Genomic DNA, 19,142 nt, shown 5'->3' on the forward strand with positions numbered 1-19,142 from the left:
ACTACAACTCGAAGCTCACCCCCTGCGCCAGCGGCAGCACATCCGAATAATTCAGCGTATTCGTCGCGCGCCGCATATAGGCCTTCCAGCTGTCCGAACCGCTTTCACGCCCGCCGCCGGTTTCCTTCTCGCCACCAAACGCGCCGCCGATCTCGGCACCCGAGGTGCCGAGATTGACGTTCGCGATCCCGCAGTCGCTCGCGACGAGGAAGCGCTCGGCCTCGCGGATGTCGGTGGTGAAGATCGCCGACGACAGCCCCGCCGCGACATCGTTGTGCAGCTCGATCACCCCGTCCAGATCATAATAGCGCATGACATAAAGGATCGGCGCAAAGGTCTCTTCGAGCACCGGCCCGACCTGCCCCGGCATCTCGACGAGCGCCGGCTTCACGTAAAAACTCGCGCCCTCGCCGATCCGCTCGCCGCCATGGACGGCCCCGCCCGCAGCGCGCGCGGCACTCAGCGCATCCTGCATCTTCTCATAGGCCGCGCGGTCGATCAGCGGCCCGACGAGCACATCGCTTGTCAACGGATTGCCGACGCCAACACTGTTGTAGGCGCCCCTAAGCTTAGCGACGAAACCGTCGTAGATGCTGTCGTGCAAGAACAGCCGCCGCGTCGTCGTGCAGCGTTGCCCCGCGGTCCCCATCGCCCCGAACGCCACCCCGCGCAGCGCGAGGTCAAGGTCGGCCGACGGCGCGACGATCGCGCCATTATTCCCACCCAGTTCGAGGATCGCGCGCGCAAAACGCTGCGCCAGCCGCGGCGCAACCGCACGGCCCATGCGTGTCGAACCCGTCGCCGACACCAGCGCCACGCGCTTGTCGTCGACCAGCGACTCGCCCGCCTCGCGCCCGCCGATCAAGAGCTGCGCCAGCTCCGCGGGCGCATTGCCGAACCGCGCGACCGCGCGCTCGAAAATCGCCTGCGTCGCCAAGGCCGTAAGCGGTGTCTTTTCCGACGGCTTCCACACGACGCTGTTGCCGCACACCAGCGCGATCGCCGCGTTCCACGCCCACACCGCGACCGGGAAATTGAACGCAGAGATCACCCCGACGACACCCAGCGGATGCCATACCTCCATCATCCGGTGCCCCGGCCGCTCGGTCGCGATCGTGAGGCCATAGAGCTGGCGCGACAGCCCGACCGCAAAGTCGCAGATGTCGATCATCTCCTGCACCTCGCCCGCGCCTTCGGACGCGATCTTGCCCGCCTCGATCGTCACCAGCTTTGCCAGATCGTCCTTCGCGGCGCGCAATTCCTCGCCCCACAAACGAACGAGTTCGCCGCGGCGCGGTGCGGGGACATTGCGCCACGAACGGAACGCTGCGGCCGCCGCGTCGAGCTTTTCGTCGATCGCCGCCGCATCGGCCACCTGCACCATCCCGAGCCGCTCGCCGGTCAGCGGCGTGACCGACGGCATCGATCCGTCGGTCCATAGCGCACGGTCGACGCCCAGCCTGTCGAGGAGTTCCCCTGTCTCCTGGCCCAGTTGAAGCATATATAGTCCCTTCATCAGCGCGCGAGCGCCTTGCAACTTGCGGCTCGCGGGTTATCGCTTCGCGCGAACAAAGCAAACCCAATAGGGAGAGTCGCCCGTGTCGTCCGAACTGCCCCCCTCCGAACCCTTCGTTCCCGTCCCCGCCGATGCCGCGGCCAAGACGCACTGCAGCGCCGCCGACTACGACCGGCTCTACGCGCAGAGCATAACCGATCCCGATGCCTTTTGGGCCGAACAGGCGAAGCGGATCGACTGGATCACGCCGCCGACCACGATCGGCGACTGGTCCTACGATCCCGTCGAGATCAAATGGTATGAGGATGGCGTCATCAACCTATGCCACAACGCCGTCGACCGTCATGTCGCGGCGGGGCACGGCGACCGCACCGCCATCATCTTCGAACCCGACGCCCCCGATGGCGAAACGCGCCATATCAGCTATGCCACGCTGCTCGCCGACGTCATCCGCTTCGGGAGCACGCTGAAGAAGATGGGCGTCCAAAAGGGCGACCGCGTCACCATCTATATGCCGATGATCCCCGAGGGTGCGGTGGCGATGCTCGCCTGCGCGCGGATCGGCGCCGTGCACAGCGTGGTTTTCGGCGGCTTTTCGCCCGAGGCGATCCACGGCCGCATCGAGGATTGCGCGAGCGACTGGGTGATCTGCGCCGACGAAGGGCTGCGCGGCGGCAAGGTCGTTCCCCTGAAAGCCAATGTCGACAAGGCACTTGAGCGCGTCGATGTGAAGGCTGTGCTGGTCATCGCACACACCGGCGGCCACGTCGCGATGAAAGAGGGCCGCGACCATTGGTACGACGCGCTGTCGGCCGACGTCGATGCCGAATGCCCGTGCGAGCCGATGGGTGCCGAGGATCCGCTATTCATCCTCTACACCTCGGGCTCGACGGGGAAGCCGAAGGGCGTGCTCCACACCGTCGGCGGCTACAGTGTGTGGACCGCGAGCACTTTCTATTATGGCTTCGACTATCGTCCCGGCGAAATCTTCTGGTGCAGCGCCGACATCGGCTGGGTCACCGGCCACAGCTACGTCGTCTACGGCCCGCTTCAGAATGGCGCGACGACGCTGATGTTCGAGGGCGTGCCAAATTACCCCGGCCACGACCGCTTCTGGCAGGTCGTCGACAAGCACAAGGTCAACATCCTCTACACCGCGCCGACCGCGATCCGCGCGCTGATGCGCGAGGGTGATGACTATGTGACGCGCCACAATTTGAGCTCCCTCCGGCTGCTCGGCAGCGTCGGCGAGCCGATCAATCCCGAGGCGTGGCGCTGGTATCACCAGATCGTCGGCAAGGGCCGCGTCCCCGTCGTCGACACATGGTGGCAGACCGAAACCGGCGGCATCATGATCACCACCCTGCCCGGCGCGCATCCGATGCAGCCCGGCAGCGCGGGCAAGCCCTTCTTCGGCATCCGCCCGCAGCTCGTCGATGCCGAGGGCGGCGTGCTCGTCGACGAGCAGACGGGCGGCGCATCGGAGGGCAACCTCTGCATCACGCACAGCTGGCCCGGGCAGGCGCGGACGATCTACGGCGACCATCAGCGCTTCGCCGAAACCTATTTCTCGACCTACAAAGGCAAATATTTCACCGGCGACGGCTGCCGCCGCGACGCCGAGGGCTATTGGCGGATCACCGGCCGCGTCGACGATGTGATCAACGTCTCGGGCCACCGCATGGGCACCGCCGAGGTCGAAAGCGCGCTCGTCCTCCACGACCTCGTTGCCGAGGCCGCGGTTGTCGGCTTCCCGCACGACATCAAGGGTCAGGGCATTTACGCCTATGTGACGCTCAACGCCGGGGTCGAGCCGACCGAAGAGGTCGCCGCGGCGCTCAAGCAGCAGGTCCGCAAGGAAATCGGCCCGATCGCGACCCCCGACCATATCCATTTGACCCCGGGGCTTCCCAAGACGCGCTCGGGCAAGATCATGCGCCGCATCCTGCGCAAGATCGCCGAGAATGATTTTGGATCGCTGGGCGATACCTCGACCTTGGCCGACCCGAGCCTGGTCGACGGGCTGATCGAAGGGCGGAAGAACAAATAACCCCAATCGTCATCCCGGACTTGATCCGGGATCCATTGCGACCGCGCGTCCGTGGACCCCGGATCAAGTCCGGGGTGACGAGAAAGTGACTATTTCGCCAGCGCCTCGCACAGGCTGTCGGTCGCAAGCGCAATGCGCGATTCCGCCGTTTTGCGATTGGCGGCGCTGTTCTCGACACCGCGCGTTTCGGTGTTGAACGCCAGCAGGCTGCCGAGGCGCTGGTCGGGGCAGAGGCTGAGATAGGCGCGAAAGCCGTTCTGGTCGCCATTATGTCCGACGAAACGCACCGCCGCGCTGCGGTCGATGAAGAAGGACAGGCCGGCCTGCGTCGTCTTCGCCATGCGGCCCTGCGTGAAATCCTCACCCGCCACGATTTGCGGCGTCCACATTTCCTCGATCGAAGACCGTTTGAGCACTAGGTCGAACTCGGATTGGCGCGCCGGATCGCCGAGCAGGAACGCCGCATATTTCGCCATGTCGGGCATCGGCGCATTGAGCCCGCCGTTCGACACCGTCACCCCGGTATCGACATCGAACGGCGCAGCGACCCGCCTGCCGCCCTTGATATAATAGCTGTGCGACCGATGCGACAGCAGGTACGGCGGGGTGCGGTCGAAATAGCTGGCGTGCATGCCCAGCGGCTTCAGGATATTTTTGTCGACATAGACTTCATAATCCTCGCCCGACAAACGCTCGATGACCTGCCCGAGATAGACGATGCCGGGGTTCGAATAGCTGAAGCGGCTGCCCGGTTTGAATTCGACCTGCGTATAAGGCAGCATCGCCGCGAGTTGCGCCCAGCCCTTGGGCTCGAACGGCTGCCAGTCATGGTCGCGCCACGGCCAGGTTCCGCTCCGAAATCCCGCGCTGTGGCTTATCAACTGGCGCAGCGTGATCGCGCCCGTGTCGCCATAGGGATTATGCACGGCGGCGAGTTCGGGCACATACCGCACGATTGGATCGTCGAGCGATAGCAGTCCGCGATCGCGCAGTTGCATGATCGCGATTCCGGTCATCGTCTTGGTGATCGACGCCCAATGATAGATCGTCGCAGCGTCGACGGGGACATGCGCGTCGGCGTCCTGCTCGCCCAGATGATCGGCGGCAATGGTCCGCCCGTCGCGCACGAGGTAGAAGCTGCTTCCCGCAATATTCGCCCGGCGCATTTCGGCGCGGTGCAGCTCACGAAAATCGCCAAGTGCCTTGTCGAAGCCCGTCTCCTTGCCCGCAGCCGGACTGGCCATCAGAACAAGTGCGGCAGCAATCCAGCGCGACATCACGATCCCTCCTGTTCAACCACGAAAAGGGACGGTGGCCGAAGGCGGTCAGAAATGAAAGTCGGGAAGCTCTGCCAGCGCGATGCCCAGTGCCTCGGCCCACCCGTCGGCGACGCTTTCGAAATAGGGGTCGTTGCGCTCGAACCGCCGCTCACGCACCGTCGCATAATCGTCGCGCTCGTGGACACGGAGGTCGATCGGCAGGTCGACGCCGGCATTGGCGCGGATCGTCGAATCGAACGAGACGCAGAGCAGCTTCACCGCATCCTCGAACGACATCGTCGGGTCGTACGAGCGCACGATGATCGGCCGCCCATATTTGGTCTCGCCGATCTGGAAGAAGGGATTATCCTCGCCCGCCTCGATGAAATTGCCTTCGGGATAGATGAGGAACAGCCGCGGTTCGGACCCCTTGATCTGTCCGCCGACGATCAGCGAGGCGCGGAAGAGCGATTCCGCCGCCGGACCCTCGTCGCTGTGGCGCATCACGATGTTGCGCAATGTCTCGCCGACGATCGTCGCGACCGCGAACATCGATGGCGCGGCGAGGATCGACGGATGGCGTTCTTCGGGGGCCTTGGTGCGCTCGTCGAGCAGGCTCACCACGGCCTGCGTCGTCGCGAGATTGCCCGCCGACATCAGCGTGATGACGCGCTCGCCCGGCAGGTGCCAGCTGCGCATCTTGCGGACCTGCGAAATGTCGTCGACGCCCGCGTTGGTGCGGGTGTCCGACATGAACACCAGTCCCTTGTTCAAACGCATGCCAACGCAATAAGTCATCGAATCCCGTTTTCCCGCCCGGAAAGTCCTGATCGTCCAGCCCGCTTATTGCTGGACCTGCAATTGAACAACCAGATTTTCCTGCGCCGCACCATAGCGCATGCCGCGAACCGGGGCCGCGTCGCGATAATCGAGCCCGGTCGCGACGCGGATATAGCGCTGGTCGGGCGAATGGCCGTTGCTGACGTCGAAACCGATCCAGCCGATATGGTCGAAATGCGCCTCGGCCCACGCGTGCGTCGCATCCTGATGTGTGCGGTCGTTCATCATCAGATAGCCCGAAACGTAACGCGCCGGATGGCCGAGGTGGCGCATCGCGGCGATGAAGATATGCGCATGATCCTGACACACCCCGCCCTCGCTGCCGAGCGCCTGTTCGGCGGTCGTTTCGGCATCGGTAAAGCCGATCCGGTACGCCAGCCGGTCGATGATCAGCGCCGACAGCGCATGCGCGCGCTCGATATCATTGCTGTGGTCACGGCCGAGCTGTGCGGTGAGCGCGCGGACGTGCCGCCCCGCACGCGTCAGCGGCGTGGGTCGCAGAAAGGTCCACAGCGGCATCGCGCCGCGATGCACGCCGATCACGCCGTCCCATGTTTCGAGCTCGATCGCACCGTGACAGCGAATGACCAGTTCGGTCGCCCCGCCGTGCACCGCGATCAGGTCGACGCCGTTACCGTGATGGTCGGTGTAGTGCAGCTGCTGCGCGCCGCCCTCGACCTCGATCGTCCAGTCGAGAACGCGCTGCTGGCCCGGCCGGTCCTTTGGCGTGAGTTTCAGCTGCTGCAGCGCATAGCTTACCGGCGCATCATATTGATAACGGGTGGTATGTTCGACGCGCAGTTTCATCGTCATTCCACGAATCTATAATCGCGCTCGACCTGCCGGGCGAGGGCGGCGGTGTCGCGCAAGAAGCTGGTCACATATTGATGCAGGCCGCCGTCGAAGATCGACTGGATCGGCCCGGCGAGTTTCTCGTGGCTGAGGGCATGCGCCAGGCGCCAGGCCTCGGTCTCGTCGCCATAATGCCGCTGGAGCTGCGCCAGATGAGCTTCCATCCGCTCGCAGCAGAAAGCGAGGCTGCGCGGCATCTGGCGATAGAGGATCAGGAATTCCGCGATCTTGAGCGCGCTGATCTCGGCGCCGTAAAGCCAGCGATAGGCGCGGTGCGCCGACACCGACCGCAGGATCGTTTCCCACTGCACATTGTCGATCGACGTGCCGATATGCGCGACCGACGGCAGCAGCAGATAATATTTAACGTCGAGGATGCGCGCGGTGTTGTCGGCGCGCTCCAGGAACGTGCCGAGCAGCGCGAAATGGTAGCCGTCGTTGCGCAGCATAGTGCCATTCAATGCCCCGCGGACATGCGCGCTCTGCTGGCGGATCGTCGTCAGCACATCGGGCAGATCGTCCTCGCGGACCGGCCGCTTCAGGAGCGCGACCAGCGTCATCCAGCTCGTGTTGACCGCCTCCCACGTCTCGCGGGTCAGCGCCGTGCGCGCGGTGCGGGCGTTGTCGCGCGCCAGTTTGATCACCGAAAGGATGCTCGAAGGGTTGGCGGGATCGCGGAGCAGGAAGTCGATCACGCGCGCCGAGCTGTAATCGCCGTGCGCCGCCTGGAACGCCTGGTTCACGCCCGCGGTCACCAGCACCGACTTCCATTCGGCCGCCGCCGTGCTCGACCGCGTCAGCGCGATGCGGAAGCCCGCGTCGATCAGGCGCGCATTATTCTCGCTACGCTCGAGGTAGCGCGCCATCCAGAAGAGCGAGCCTGCGGTCTTGCCCAGCATCAGTCTTCCAATACCCAGGTGTCTTTTGTGCCGCCGCCCTGGCTGCTGTTTACCACAAGCGACCCCTTGGTCATCGCGACACGCGTCAGCCCGCCCGGCGTGATCGTGATCCCCTGCGGCGACATCAGCACAAAGGGGCGCAGATCGACGTGGCGCGGCGCAAGACCCTTCTTCGTGAAGATCGGCACGGTCGAGAGCGACAGCGTCGGCTGCGCGATATAGTTGCCGGGGTTCGCCTCAAGCTTGGCCCGGAACGCCGCGAGCTCCTTCTTGCTCGCCGCGGGGCCGACGAGCATCCCGTAGCCGCCCGATCCATGGACTTCCTTGACGACGAGTTCGGGCAGGCGGTCGAGCACTTCGCGGAGGTGCTCGGGGTCGGAGCAGCGCCACGTGGGCACATTGGGCAGCAGCGCCTTTTCGCCCGTATAAAATTCGATGATGTCGGGCATATAGCTGTACAGCGCCTTGTCGTCGGCGATGCCGGTGCCCGGCGCGTTGGCGATCGTGATGCCGCCCGCGCGATAGACGTCCCATATCCCCGGCACGCCCAGCATCGAATCGGGACGGAAATTCAGCGGGTCGAGGAAATCATCGTCGACGCGGCGATAGACGACGTCGATCGCCTTATACCCCTGGGTGGTACGCATCGCGACGCGGCCATCGACGACGCGCAGGTCGTGCCCCTCGACCAGTTCGGCGCCCATATGATCGGCGAGGAAGCTGTGCTCATAATAGGCGCTGTTGTGGATGCCCGGGGTCAGCACCGCGACCGTCGGCGTCCCGCCGCACGCGGGCGGCGCGCAGGCCGCGAGCGACTTCAACAGGTTGATCGGATAGTCGCTGACCTCGCGCACCGGCACTTTCGCGAACAGCTCGGGAAACATCTGGAGCATCGTTTCGCGGTTTTCGAGCATGTAGGATACGCCCGAGGGCGTGCGCGCATTATCCTCGAGCACATAAAATTCATTCGCGCCGGTGCGCACGATGTCGGTGCCGCTGATATGCGTATAGATGCCGCCCGGCGGATCGAGCCCCATCATCATCGGCAGAAAGGCTTCGTTGCCCGCGATCAGCTCGACCGGGACGCGCCCGGCGCGCAAAATCTCCTGCCGGTGATAGATGTCGTAAAGGAAGGCGTTCAAGGCGCGCACGCGCTGTTCGATGCCGCGCGACAGGCGGCGCCATTCGCTGGCCGAAATGATCCGCGGCACGACATCGAACGGGATCAGCCGCTCGTCGCCGTCGGCGGCGCCATAGACGTTGAAGGTGATCCCGGTGGTGCGGAACAGCGCCTCGGCCTGCTGCGCCTTGCGCTGGATGCGCGTCGCATCCTCGGCCTCGAACCACCCGCAATAGTCTCGATAGGGCGACCGGGTCTCGCCCTCCTGGCTCGTCATTTCGTCGAAAAAGGAAATGCGCCTGCCCTTTCCACGCAACATGCCATCATCCGCGCGCCGATGTCTTCGGCCTGCGCGCGGCATCCTGTTCCTGCTGCTGCGTTGCCTGAAGGCTGCATGGCCAACAAGCTTGCGAGAGCGATGCTAATCGCGCCCGCGGGCCTTGGCAAGCGGGCGCGTGAGCTGTGGTGTTACCGTAACATCAAACACTTGCCGCGCGCCCGACGACGCGCGGCGAAGCGATCAAATCGCGCCATGGCAGTGCTTGTACTTGCGGCCCGAACCGCAAGGACACGGCGCGTTGCGGCTGATGTCGAGCGTCGCATAGGGATTGTCTCCCTCGGGCATGTCCGGGCGCGGGATCTGCATCGGCGGCAGCGTGTTCGCGATCACGCCCAGCTGACCGTCGTCCAGATCGGCGCTGTTGTCCTCGCCCGTGAACGGATCGATGTGCGTGGTCAGGAAATCGGGCAGGTCGGGCAGCGGCATCGGCTCGGGCTCTTCGAAGCGCAGGTCGATCCGCGCGACGGTGCGCGTCACATCCTCGCGGATGTTCTGCAGCATGCGTTCGAACAACGCGAAGGCTTCCTGCTTATATTCGTTGATCGGCTGCTTTTGCGCATAGGCGCGCAGGAACACGACCTGCCGCAGCGCGTCGAGCGTCGAAAGATGCTCTTTCCAGTGATGGTCGAGCGTCTGGAGCAGCACCGATTTCTCGATGCCCTTCCATGTTTCCTGATCGACGAGCGCCGCCTTTTCGGCGGCGACGGCGTCGGCCTGCGCCTGAATGCGCTGTTCGAACATTTCGGCGTCGACCGCGTCTTCCTGCATCCACGCATCGATCGGCGGCGAAAGGTCGAGGATATTCTCCACCCGCTCCTTCATCTGCTCGACGTTCCACTGTTCGGGATAGCTGCCCGGCGGGCACGCGTCGGCAACGATCGAATTGACCGTCTCGGCGCGCATCGCCGTCATCACCTCGTCGACGGTCTCGCTGTCGATGATCTCGCCGCGCTGTTCATAGATGACCTTGCGCTGGTCGTTCATGACATTGTCATATTCGACGACCTGCTTGCGGATGTCGTAGTTGCGCGCCTCGACCTTCTTCTGCGCGGTCTCGATCGCCTTCGACAGCCATTTCGACCCGATCGCCTCGCCATCTTCCAGATTCTTGTTCATCATCTTGGAAAAGAGCGTGTCTGGACCGAAGATGCGCAGCAGGTCATCATCGAGGCAGAGGTAGAATTTGCTAAGGCCCGGATCGCCCTGGCGCCCCGAACGGCCGCGCAGCTGGTTGTCGATGCGGCGGCTTTCGTGACGCTCGGTCGCGAGCACGAACAGCCCGCCCGCGGCGAGCACCGCCTCACGCTCGGCCGCGACTTCAGCGTGGATGCGCGCGATGCCGGCGTCGCGCTCGGCGCCCTCGGGCAGATCCTTCAATTCATCGCCGATGCGGAATTCTTCGTTGCCGCCGAGTTTGATGTCGGTGCCGCGGCCCGCCATGTTCGTCGCGATCGTCACCGCGCCGGTACGGCCCGCCTGCGCGACGATATGCGCTTCGCTTTCGTGGAAACGCGCGTTGAGCACGCTGTGCGGCACGCCGTCCTTTTCGAGGAAGGACGACAGCAGCTCGGACTTTTCGATCGATACCGTGCCGACGAGCACCGGCTGGCCGCGCTCGTTCGCCTCGCGGATCGTCTTGGCGATCGCGCCGAACTTGTCGGTGATATTCTTGTAGAATTCATCCTCGTCGTCGACGCGGGCGATCGGGCGGTTGGTCGGGATGTTGACGACATTCATCTTGTAGATGTCGAAGAATTCCGCGGCTTCGGTCGCCGCGGTGCCCGTCATGCCCGAAAGCTTGGGGTACATGCGGAAATAATTCTGGAAGGTGATCGATGCGAGCGTCTGGTTCTCGGGCTCGATCTGCACGCCTTCTTTCGCCTCGACCGCCTGATGCAGGCCGTCGGACCAGCGCCGCCCGTCCATCATGCGGCCGGTGAATTCGTCGATGATCACGACCTTGCCGTCCTTGACGATATAGTCGGTGTCGATCCGGAACATCTGGATCGCCTTCAACGCCTGATTGACGTGATGGACGACCTGCGTGTTCTCGATGTCGTAGAGGTTGTTGCCCTGCAGGAGCCCCGCGTCCTCGAGCAACCGCTCGACATGCTCGGTGCCGTCCTCGGTCAGGTTGATCGACTTGGACTTTTCGTCCTTTTCATAATCATCCTCGGTCAGGTTGAGCACGACCTCGTTGACGCGGATATAAAGCTCCGACTTGTCGTCGGTCGGGCCCGAGATGATCAGCGGCGTACGCGCTTCGTCGATCAGGATCGAATCGACCTCGTCGACGATGCCGAAATTGAAGGTGCGGTGGACCATCTGCTGGCGGTCGAACTTCATATTGTCGCGGAGGTAATCGAACCCCAGTTCGTTGTTCGTCGCATAGGTGATGTCGCTGTTATAGGCATCGCGGCGCTGCGTTTCGTTGAGGTTCGGGACGATGATGCCGGTTGTCAGGCCAAGGAAGCCATAGACGGTGCCCATCCATTCGGCGTCGCGCGTCGCAAGATAGTCGTTGACGGTGACGACATGGACGCCCTTGCCCTCAAGCGCGTTGAGGTAGCAGGGCAGCGTCGCCATCAGCGTCTTGCCTTCGCCCGTCGCCATTTCGGCGATCTCGCCGCGGTGGAGGACGACGCCGCCGACCATCTGCACGTCGAAATGGCGCATGCCAAGCGTGCGGACCGCGGCCTCGCGCACCGTGGCAAAGGCTTCGGGAAGAATGTCGTCGAGCGTCTCGCCGGCGGCCAGACGGTCGCGAAATGCCTGCGTCTGCGCCTGCAACCCGGCGTCATCGAGCGCCTGCATCGCGGGTTCGAACGCGTTGATCTTGTCGACGATCTTGCGGATCGAGGCGACATAACGGTCGTTGGACGAGCCGAACAGGCTCTTGGCAAGGCCAGAAAACATCGATTTTCCTTGGAATTAGAATGAATTGGCGGCGCTTCGACCGCGCGAATATACGAAAAAGGCCCCTTTGCGGGGCGGCGCCTCAAGAAAAGGCGCTAAAACGCTACTCTATTCGAGCGCGCGGTCGCTGCCGGTGAGCAGGCCGGGAAGATGCGGCGGCGCCGCCTTGCGCGGCTTGCCGCTCCCGCTGGAGACGCGCCGGGTCGGCGCGGTGGTGGTCGGGCGGCGCTCGACGTCGCTCGTTTCGGCCTTGCCCGCGGTTTCGGCGAACATGACCAGCGACCCCATCGCCGCCGGAACGGCAGGCGCGGCAACGGCCCGGTCGGCGGTCGCCAGGCCGGTCAACAATGCCAAAAGGGTCAGCAACAGCCGCAAGAATCGCCCCTAACTACATCCGGAGCCCAGATTATTGCGCCCCGTTCCCTGAACATAGGGTGAAAGCGGCGGCTCGTCTAGGGGGCTGGCGTCGCGGCGGGATCGGCCAGTTCGGGGTTCAACCCGCGCACCTCGATCAGGAAACTCTTCGGTTTCTTGAACAATTTGCTCTTTCGATCGACCTTAAGTCCAACCACCTCCGCCAATTCCATCACGAAATGAACGCAATTGAACTTGTTCAGGCTGTAACTCGGCTGCGCGCGATCGCGCCATTCGGCGACCTTCGCCATGACCAGCGCGTAGGTCGCGTCATCGACCGTCACATCGAACTGGCGGTCGCTCTTGGCGATATAATCGGGCTTGGACGACTCCACCTTGCCCTTCACCGATCCCAAAAGGATCGCCGGGCTGACCGAGACGGCCGTGAAACCATAATTGGCATCCACGACCTCGCCCGTCGCGTCGAGCTTTCCCTTCATCACGATGAAGGCGTGCGGGAAACGGTCGCCGAAATCATGGCTGTAGAAACTCACGACGACCTCGGCGTGCGCCGGGGCGGTGAGGCCCGCGCACAGCATCAGAAACGACAGGAGAATGGAACGAAGGCCGCGGGTCATCATCAGCGCCCTCTTAGCGAGCCGCGCTTCGCCTTGCCAAGCCGCGATTGCCGCTTGACGGAAACGTCAACTTCGCATCTTGTCGCGCTGACATCAATGTAAGGAGGGGTCCATGGCTCGAAAGGCGATTTTCATCACCGGCGGCGGATCGGGGATCGGCCGTGCGGTCGCGCGCCATTTCGCCGGGCAGGGCTGGTTCGTCGGCATCGCCGACGTCAACCGCGCCGGGATCGATGAAACCGCCGCGTTGCTGCCCGAAGGGGCGTCGTCGCGCCACATGATGGACGTCCGCGATCGCGACCAGTGGAAAGCCGCGCTCGACGAATTTGCGAAAGACAGCGGCGGCCGCCTCGACGTCCTCTTCAACAACGCTGGCATCGGCACCGGCGGGCAGTTCGCCGATATGCCGCCAGCCGAGGCCGACCGGTTGATCGCGATCAATTTCGGCGGTGTCGTCAACGGCATCTATATGGCGCTGCCGCTTCTGCGCGCGACACCCGGATCGACGATCCTCAACACCGGATCGGCGTCGGGATTCTACGGCGTGGCGGGCCTTGCCATCTATTCGGCGACCAAGTTCGCGGTGCGCGGGCTCACCGAGGCGCTCGAAATCGAATTCGCCAAACATGGCATCAAGGTCCGCTCGCTGATGCCGGGCTTCATCGACACGCCCCTGCTCGACCAGGTCAGCGCCGACAGCAACGAACCCGCGCGCACCCGCCTGTCTGACAGCGGCTTCGAAATCGTCCCCGTCGAACGCGTTGCGGAAGCGGCGTGGGAAGCGGTGCACGGAACGCGCGTCCACACCACGGTCGGCAAGATGGCGAAGCGCCTGTCGCGCCTCGCACGCTGGTTCCCGGGGCTGATCGTGCGCCAGTCGAAGAAGATCGACGGGCTGGGCGCCGCGTCGACGCACTAGACTATTTCCCCGGCCCGCAGGTCACCGAGCCGCTGCCGACATTGCGTACCGTACAGACCGGCTTGCCGAGCACGACGGTCTTGCCAATCCCGCGCGAGGTGATCGCGGCGCTCTTGACCGCGCGCAGGACGTGATCGCCCGCACCCTCGCTGTCGCTGATCAGTTCGTCGACCGACAGCGCGCCCGCGTCGACCGCGCCCGCACCCGACAGCGTCATCTGCGCATTCTTTGCCGCGCCGCCGAGGGTCATCGTGCCGGTTCCGATCATCGCGACCTGCAACCGGTCCGTACTGATCTGGCCAACGGTCAGCCGTCCGGGTCCGCGCAGGCCGACCATCGCGCGCTGTCCCTTCAGCTTGTCGATCTGCAGCGACCCCGCGCCCGAAAGCGTCGCCGCGCGCAGGTTGGCGGCGTTGATGCGAACCGTCACGGGACCGCGCGGCCCGCGGCGCTTTTCGTCGCCCGCGAACTGGCGTTCGCTGATCACCAGCTTGCCGTCGCGCGCTTCGACGCTCAGCCGGTCGAGCGCGTCCTGCGGCCCGGTCGCCACGGCGCTGACCGGCGCCCGCGTCACGACCTCGACCGTCACATCGGCGCTGACGTCGATCGTCTCGAAGCTGGTGAGGCCATACCGCTTTTCGGCGCCCCACGCGGGGCCGGCGGTGAGCAGGGCGGCGGCCGCCATCGCGGCGCATCGTGTGGCAAGCGTCATGGTGCCGCCTTACCCCGTTCGGGCAGGCGGCACCAGCACGGCATCATTTGCAGGTTGCGGTGCCCGAACCCATCTGCCGCGTCGAACAGGTCGCCCCGCCCGCCAGCGTTACATCGCCCGATCCGAGGATGCGGATATCGGCCTTGCCGGTCGCCTGCGCGTCGACATTGCCCGATCCGGTAACCGACACCTCGAGCGTCGTCGCGACGAGCCCGTCGGCATCGATATCGCCCGATCCGGTGACGCTGAGCTCGCCCGACCCGATCGTGCCGCCGGCAATCTCGATATCGCCCGATCCCGACACGGTGATTTCGGCGCGCTTTCCGGTCAGCTTCGCAACCTTGAGGTCGCCCGAACCGGTGACCACCGCCTCGACCGCATCGCCGTCGATATTGTCGGCGTCGATCGTTCCCGATCCCGTAAGGCGCACCGCGTTCAGCTTCGGCAGCGTGATTGCGATATCGACATCATCCTCGTCATTGTTCGAAAAGCTAAAACCCTCGCGCTTGCGGCCGATCTTCAGCTGCGTCCCGTCGAGCTTGATCTCGAGCCGGTCGAGCGCTTCCTTGCGGCCGCGCGCGCTGATCGAAAAACTGTCGCCCTGACGGATGGTGACGTCGTCGGGACCCGCAACCTCGACCCCGGTAAAGCCGGTCAGATCATAGCTTTGGGTCGTGATCGGCCCGACGCTGGCCGGCGGGCCGCCGCGGTCGGCCTGTTTGTCATTGCCCGGCGCCGCGCCGTTGCAGCCGGTCACAAGCACCAGCGGCAAAATCGCCATCATCCAGTTCCGCATCATCAATCTCCTCTGTGTATTGTTTACATAACACACGATCATCATCGCTGTCCAGCCGTCTGCCATCTTGTCGCCACCTTCGGCGTTCAGAGGGCAATTTCTCCCCGAAACCGAAAGCCCGACCATGAGCGTAGCCTTTCGCCGCGAGAGCGACGACGAGCATAAGGAACCCGAATTCGAGCTGCCCATCGCGGTCGGCCCGAATCTCGTGACTCCGCGCGGACTGCGCCTGCTCGGCGAAGAGGTCGTGCGGCTTGAGGGCGAGATCGCGGAAACCACCGACGAAGACGCACGCAAGAAATTGCAACGCCGCCTGCGCTATTTCCACACACGGCAATCGACCGCCGATGTTCAGGCACCGCCTGCGGATGGCAGCGTGGGGTTCGGCAGCCGCGTGACGTACCGGCTGAACAAGGCCGAAAAGACGATCACGATCGTCGGCGGTGACGAGGCCGATCCGGCGCGTGGCCACATCGCCTTTTCCGCCCCGCTCGCCCGCGCGCTGATGGGCGCCGAGGCGGGCGAGAGCGTCGAATATCAGGACCGCGAGGATGCGATCGCGATCCTCGCTGTCGAGACCGACCCGGAGACCCAGGCATGAAAGACAAGTTCGAACGCCACAAACAGCCGTGGACCCCGGCCGAAATCGACAAGCTTCATACGCTCGCCAAAAAAGGCATGCCGCTGAAGTCGATCGCCAAGGCGCTGACGCGCAGCGAGGAATCGGTGAAAGCACGCGCCAAGGCCGACAGCCTGCCGATCGCAAAGTTGCACTGAGCCACCATGTCCGCAATCGAATTTGACGCCATCGTGCTGGGTGCCGGCGCGGCCGGACTGATGTGCGCCGCGGTCGCGGGCGCGCGCGGCCGCCGCGTGCTGCTGCTCGACCATGCCGATGCGGCCGGCAAAAAGATCCTGATCTCGGGAGGCGGGCGCTGCAACTTCACCAATGTGAACACCGTGCCCGACCGCTTTATCTCGACGAACCCGCATTTCGCCAAGTCGGCGCTCGCGCGCTACACCCCCGCCGATTTCATCGCGCTCGTCGAGCGCCACGGCATCGCCTATCATGAGAAAACGCTTGGCCAGCTCTTCTGCGACGGCTCGGCGAAACAGATCGTCGCGATGCTGCTCGAAGAGGCCGCGAAAGCCGGCGTCGATGTTCGCACCGGCCAACCGGTGAGCGACGTGACGCACGCCGACGGCAAATTCACCGTCCGCTTCGGCGACCAATATTTCACCGCCCCGGCGCTGGTCATCGCGACCGGCGGCCCGTCGATCCCCAAGATGGGTGCGACGGGCTTCGCTTATTACCTTGCGCGTCAGTTCGGATTGAAAGTGGTCGAGCCGCGCCCTGCGCTCGTCCCACTGACGCTCGGCGGCGGCGATGTACTGTTCCGCGAGCTGTCGGGAATCGCCGCACCGGTCGAGGCGCGCGCGGGCAAGGCGGCGTTCCGCGAAGCCGCACTGTTCACCCACCGCGGTCTCTCGGGTCCGGCGATCCTGCAGGTCAGCAGCTATTGGCGCCACGGCGAACCCGTAACAATCGACCTCCTGCCCGATGCCCCGCAAGGCTGGCTGCTCGAAGTCAAACGCACCCGTCCGCGCACCACCCTGCGCGCCGCCCTGGGAGCGCTGCTCCCCGACCGACTCGCCGAAACCCTCGCCGAACGCCTCGCGCTCCCCGGCGAACTCGGCGCCCAGACCGACCGCAAACTCGCCGATGCAGAGGCGCAGCTCGCGGGCTGGATTTTCCGCCCGAACGGCACCGAAGGCTTCGCCAAAGCCGAGGTCACCGTCGGCGGAATCTCGACTGCAAACCTATCCTCACAAACAATGATGGCCAAAACCGTCCCGAACCTCTATGCGGTCGGCGAAGCCGTAGATGTCACAGGGTGGTTAGGCGGCTATAATTTTCAATGGGCCTGGGCCAGCGGACACGCTGCCGGACAGGTGATTTAAGCCCATTGAGCCCCTTTTCCGTCGGCCCGTCACCGCACCGGTGACCGCCCATATTATTGAGATAAAAATGCCTTTCGAAAATCTTTCTCCCGTCCTTTCGGACGCCCTTGTCGCGCGCGGCTATGAAGCGCTCACTCCCGTCCAGACGCAGGTCAGCGAGGATCAGGCCAAGGGCCGCGATCTGCTCGTCTCCGCGCAGACCGGCTCGGGCAAGACCGTCGCGTTCGGCCTCGCAATGGGTGACGAACTGCTCGAAGACGGTCGTATGCCCTACGCGACCTCGCCGCTCGCGCTGATCGTCGCGCCGACGCGCGAACTCGCGCTGCAGGTCAGCCGCGAACTGAGCTGGCTCTACGCCAAGGCCGGCGCGCGCATCGCAACCTGCGTCGGCGGCATGGACGCCAGCAAGGAACGCCGCGCATTGGGCCAGGGCGTGCAGATCGTCGTCGGCACCCCCGGACGTCTGCGCGATCATCTCGAGCGCGGTGCGCTCGACCTGTCCGCGCTACGCGTCGCGGTGCTCGACGAAGCCGACGAAATGCTCGACATGGGCTTTCGCGATGACCTTGAGGAAATCCTCGACGGCACCCCCGCGACGCGCCGCACCTTGCTCTTCTCGGCGACGATCCCAAACCCGATCGTTCAGCTCGCCAAGCGCTACCAGAAGGATGCGCTGCGCATCTCGACCGTCGGCCAGGATCGCGGCCATGGCGACATTGCCTATCAGGCCGTCACCGTCGCCCCCGCCGACATCGAGGGCGCGGTCGTCAATCTGCTCCGCCTGCACGACGCCGAAACCGCGATGCTGTTCTGCGCGACGCGCGACAATGTCCGCCGCCTGCACGCCAGCCTTGTCGAGCGCGGTTTCGCCGCGGTCGCTCTGTCGGGCGAGCATAGCCAAAATGAGCGCAACGCCGCGCTGCAGGCTCTCCGCGATCGCCGCGCCAAGGTCTGCGTCGCGACCGACGTCGCCGCGCGCGGTATCGATCTGCCGACGCTCAGCCTCGTCATCCACGTCGAAATCCCGCGCGACGCCGAGGCGCTCCAGCACCGTTCGGGCCGCACCGGCCGCGCGGGCAAGAAGGGCACTGCGGTCATCATCGTCCCCTATCCGCGCCGCCGCCGCGTCGACGGCATGCTCCGCGGCGCCCGCATCAACGCCGAATGGATGGACGCGCCGACCGCCGCCGACGTGCGCAAGCGCGATCAGGAACGGTTGATGGAGAAATTGCTCACCCCGGTCGAGCATGAGCCCGAGGATCTCGAACTCGCGCAGCGCCTGATGGCCGAGCGCACCCCCGAGGATATCGCGGCATCGCTCGTTCAGGCGCACCGCGCGCTGATGCCGCCGCCCGAAGACCTCATCGACAACAGCGCGCGCGGGCGCGACGGTGCAGGCCGTCCCGAGCGCGGCGAACGCTTCGAGCGCCCCGAGCGCGGCCCCGGTGGCGATCAGCGCGAAGGCTTCGAGGACAGCGTCTGGTTCCGCCTCAACATCGGCCGCCACCAGAATGCCGATCCGCGCTGGATCTTGCCCCTGCTTTGCCGCCGCGGCCATGTGAGCAAGAACGAGATCGGCGCGATCCGCATCGGTCCCAAGGAAACGATGTTCAACATCCCGCGCGCGATCGCCGATCGCTTTGCCGAAGCGGTGGTGCGCAGCGCCAACGCCGATGGCGAGGACGACAGCGGCGTGTCGATCACCCCCGCGCCCGACGGCCCGACCTATCCGCCGCGCCGCGACAAGGGCGGCCATGGTGGCCCGCGCGACGGCGCCCCGCGCAGCACGCTCGGCCGCGCGCCGGGCGGCGATCGTGGATTCGGCGACCGTGCCGGTCCGCGTGGGCCGCGTGGCCCGGGCGGCAACACCGAACGCTACAAGCCCAAGCCCTTCGGCCAGCGCAGCCCGCGCCGCCCGTCGAAATAAGCCCTAAACCCCTCCCCCGACGGGGAGGGGCTTTTGTCGCAC

The 19,142-nt window shown here is 64.9% G+C and carries 17 protein-coding genes; 6 read left to right on the forward strand and 11 right to left on the reverse strand.

Going from position 1 to position 19,142, the window contains the following annotated elements; translation table 11 throughout:
- Position 1 precedes the first annotated feature (1 nt).
- Complete coding sequence (gene amaB / locus ASD73_RS04175; protein ID WP_200934872.1) at positions 2-1,501, reverse strand: L-piperidine-6-carboxylate dehydrogenase; 1,500 nt, start codon at positions 1,499-1,501, stop codon at positions 2-4.
- A 97-nt stretch (positions 1,502-1,598) separates the two neighbouring features.
- Here amaB and acs point away from each other — a divergent pair, with 97 nt between their 5' ends.
- Positions 1,599-3,566, forward strand: a complete 1,968-nt coding sequence (gene acs, locus ASD73_RS04180; protein ID WP_235534126.1) for an acetate--CoA ligase — start codon at positions 1,599-1,601, stop codon at positions 3,564-3,566.
- Positions 3,567-3,655: 89 nt separating this feature from the next.
- On the opposite strand, the gene ASD73_RS04185 is transcribed toward acs, so the two are convergent.
- The 8 genes from ASD73_RS04185 to ASD73_RS04220 form a co-directional block, all read right to left on the reverse strand.
- Positions 3,656-4,843 carry a serine hydrolase domain-containing protein gene (locus ASD73_RS04185; protein WP_056368887.1) on the reverse strand — a complete coding sequence of 396 codons (1,188 nt, stop codon included), beginning with the start codon at positions 4,841-4,843 and terminating at the stop codon, positions 3,656-3,658.
- Between the two features lie 48 nt (positions 4,844-4,891).
- Entirely contained in the window at positions 4,892-5,623 is a 732-nt protein-coding gene (locus tag ASD73_RS04190) for a peptidase (RefSeq protein WP_056368885.1), read from the reverse strand.
- A gap of 45 nt (positions 5,624-5,668) precedes the next feature.
- On the reverse strand, positions 5,669-6,472 hold the full coding sequence (locus tag ASD73_RS04195) for a transglutaminase family protein (RefSeq protein ID WP_056370306.1): 804 nt from the start codon (positions 6,470-6,472) through the stop codon (positions 5,669-5,671).
- A gap of 2 nt (positions 6,473-6,474) precedes the next feature.
- Positions 6,475-7,416 (reverse strand): alpha-E domain-containing protein, encoded by a 942-nt coding sequence (locus tag ASD73_RS04200; protein ID WP_056368883.1) that lies wholly within the window; start codon positions 7,414-7,416, stop codon positions 6,475-6,477.
- Complete coding sequence (locus ASD73_RS04205) at positions 7,416-8,813, reverse strand: circularly permuted type 2 ATP-grasp protein (protein WP_235534127.1); 1,398 nt, start codon at positions 8,811-8,813, stop codon at positions 7,416-7,418. Before ASD73_RS04205 ends, ASD73_RS04200 begins: the two co-directional genes overlap by 1 nt.
- 243 nt (positions 8,814-9,056) lie before the next feature.
- Positions 9,057-11,792 (reverse strand): preprotein translocase subunit SecA, encoded by a 2,736-nt coding sequence (gene secA / locus ASD73_RS04210; protein ID WP_056368879.1) that lies wholly within the window; start codon positions 11,790-11,792, stop codon positions 9,057-9,059.
- 108 nt (positions 11,793-11,900) lie between these two features.
- Positions 11,901-12,167: a hypothetical protein gene (locus ASD73_RS04215; protein ID WP_056368877.1), complete on the reverse strand. Its 267-nt coding sequence runs from the start codon at positions 12,165-12,167 to the stop codon at positions 11,901-11,903.
- A gap of 77 nt (positions 12,168-12,244) precedes the next feature.
- Positions 12,245-12,784 (reverse strand): hypothetical protein, encoded by a 540-nt coding sequence (locus ASD73_RS04220; RefSeq protein ID WP_056370305.1) that lies wholly within the window; start codon positions 12,782-12,784, stop codon positions 12,245-12,247.
- Positions 12,785-12,896: 112 nt separating this feature from the next.
- Between ASD73_RS04220 and ASD73_RS04225 the strand changes: the two genes are divergently transcribed.
- Positions 12,897-13,703: an SDR family oxidoreductase gene (locus ASD73_RS04225; RefSeq protein ID WP_056368875.1), complete on the forward strand. Its 807-nt coding sequence runs from the start codon at positions 12,897-12,899 to the stop codon at positions 13,701-13,703.
- A gap of 1 nt (position 13,704) precedes the next feature.
- On the opposite strand, the gene ASD73_RS04230 is transcribed toward ASD73_RS04225, so the two are convergent.
- Entirely contained in the window at positions 13,705-14,415 is a 711-nt protein-coding gene (locus ASD73_RS04230) for a head GIN domain-containing protein (RefSeq protein WP_056368873.1), read from the reverse strand.
- Positions 14,416-14,458: 43 nt separating this feature from the next.
- Positions 14,459-15,211 (reverse strand): head GIN domain-containing protein, encoded by a 753-nt coding sequence (locus ASD73_RS04235; RefSeq protein ID WP_235534128.1) that lies wholly within the window; start codon positions 15,209-15,211, stop codon positions 14,459-14,461.
- 124 nt (positions 15,212-15,335) lie between these two features.
- Here ASD73_RS04235 and ASD73_RS04240 point away from each other — a divergent pair, with 124 nt between their 5' ends.
- From ASD73_RS04240 to ASD73_RS04255, 4 genes are all read left to right on the forward strand, one after another.
- A complete protein-coding gene (locus ASD73_RS04240) occupies positions 15,336-15,812 on the forward strand; it encodes a GreA/GreB family elongation factor (RefSeq protein ID WP_056368869.1) in 477 nt (158 codons plus the stop codon).
- Positions 15,809-15,988: a hypothetical protein gene (locus ASD73_RS04245; RefSeq protein WP_056368868.1), complete on the forward strand. Its 180-nt coding sequence runs from the start codon at positions 15,809-15,811 to the stop codon at positions 15,986-15,988. The genes ASD73_RS04240 and ASD73_RS04245 overlap by 4 nt, the downstream gene beginning before the upstream one ends.
- A gap of 6 nt (positions 15,989-15,994) precedes the next feature.
- On the forward strand, positions 15,995-17,173 hold the full coding sequence (locus ASD73_RS04250) for an NAD(P)/FAD-dependent oxidoreductase (protein ID WP_056368866.1): 1,179 nt from the start codon (positions 15,995-15,997) through the stop codon (positions 17,171-17,173).
- Positions 17,174-17,240: 67 nt separating this feature from the next.
- Positions 17,241-19,100 (forward strand): DEAD/DEAH box helicase, encoded by a 1,860-nt coding sequence (locus ASD73_RS04255; RefSeq protein WP_056368864.1) that lies wholly within the window; start codon positions 17,241-17,243, stop codon positions 19,098-19,100.
- The last annotated feature ends 42 nt before the right edge of the window (positions 19,101-19,142 follow it).

Source organism: Sphingopyxis sp. Root154, assembly GCF_001427105.1.
GTDB lineage: Bacteria > Pseudomonadota > Alphaproteobacteria > Sphingomonadales > Sphingomonadaceae > Sphingopyxis.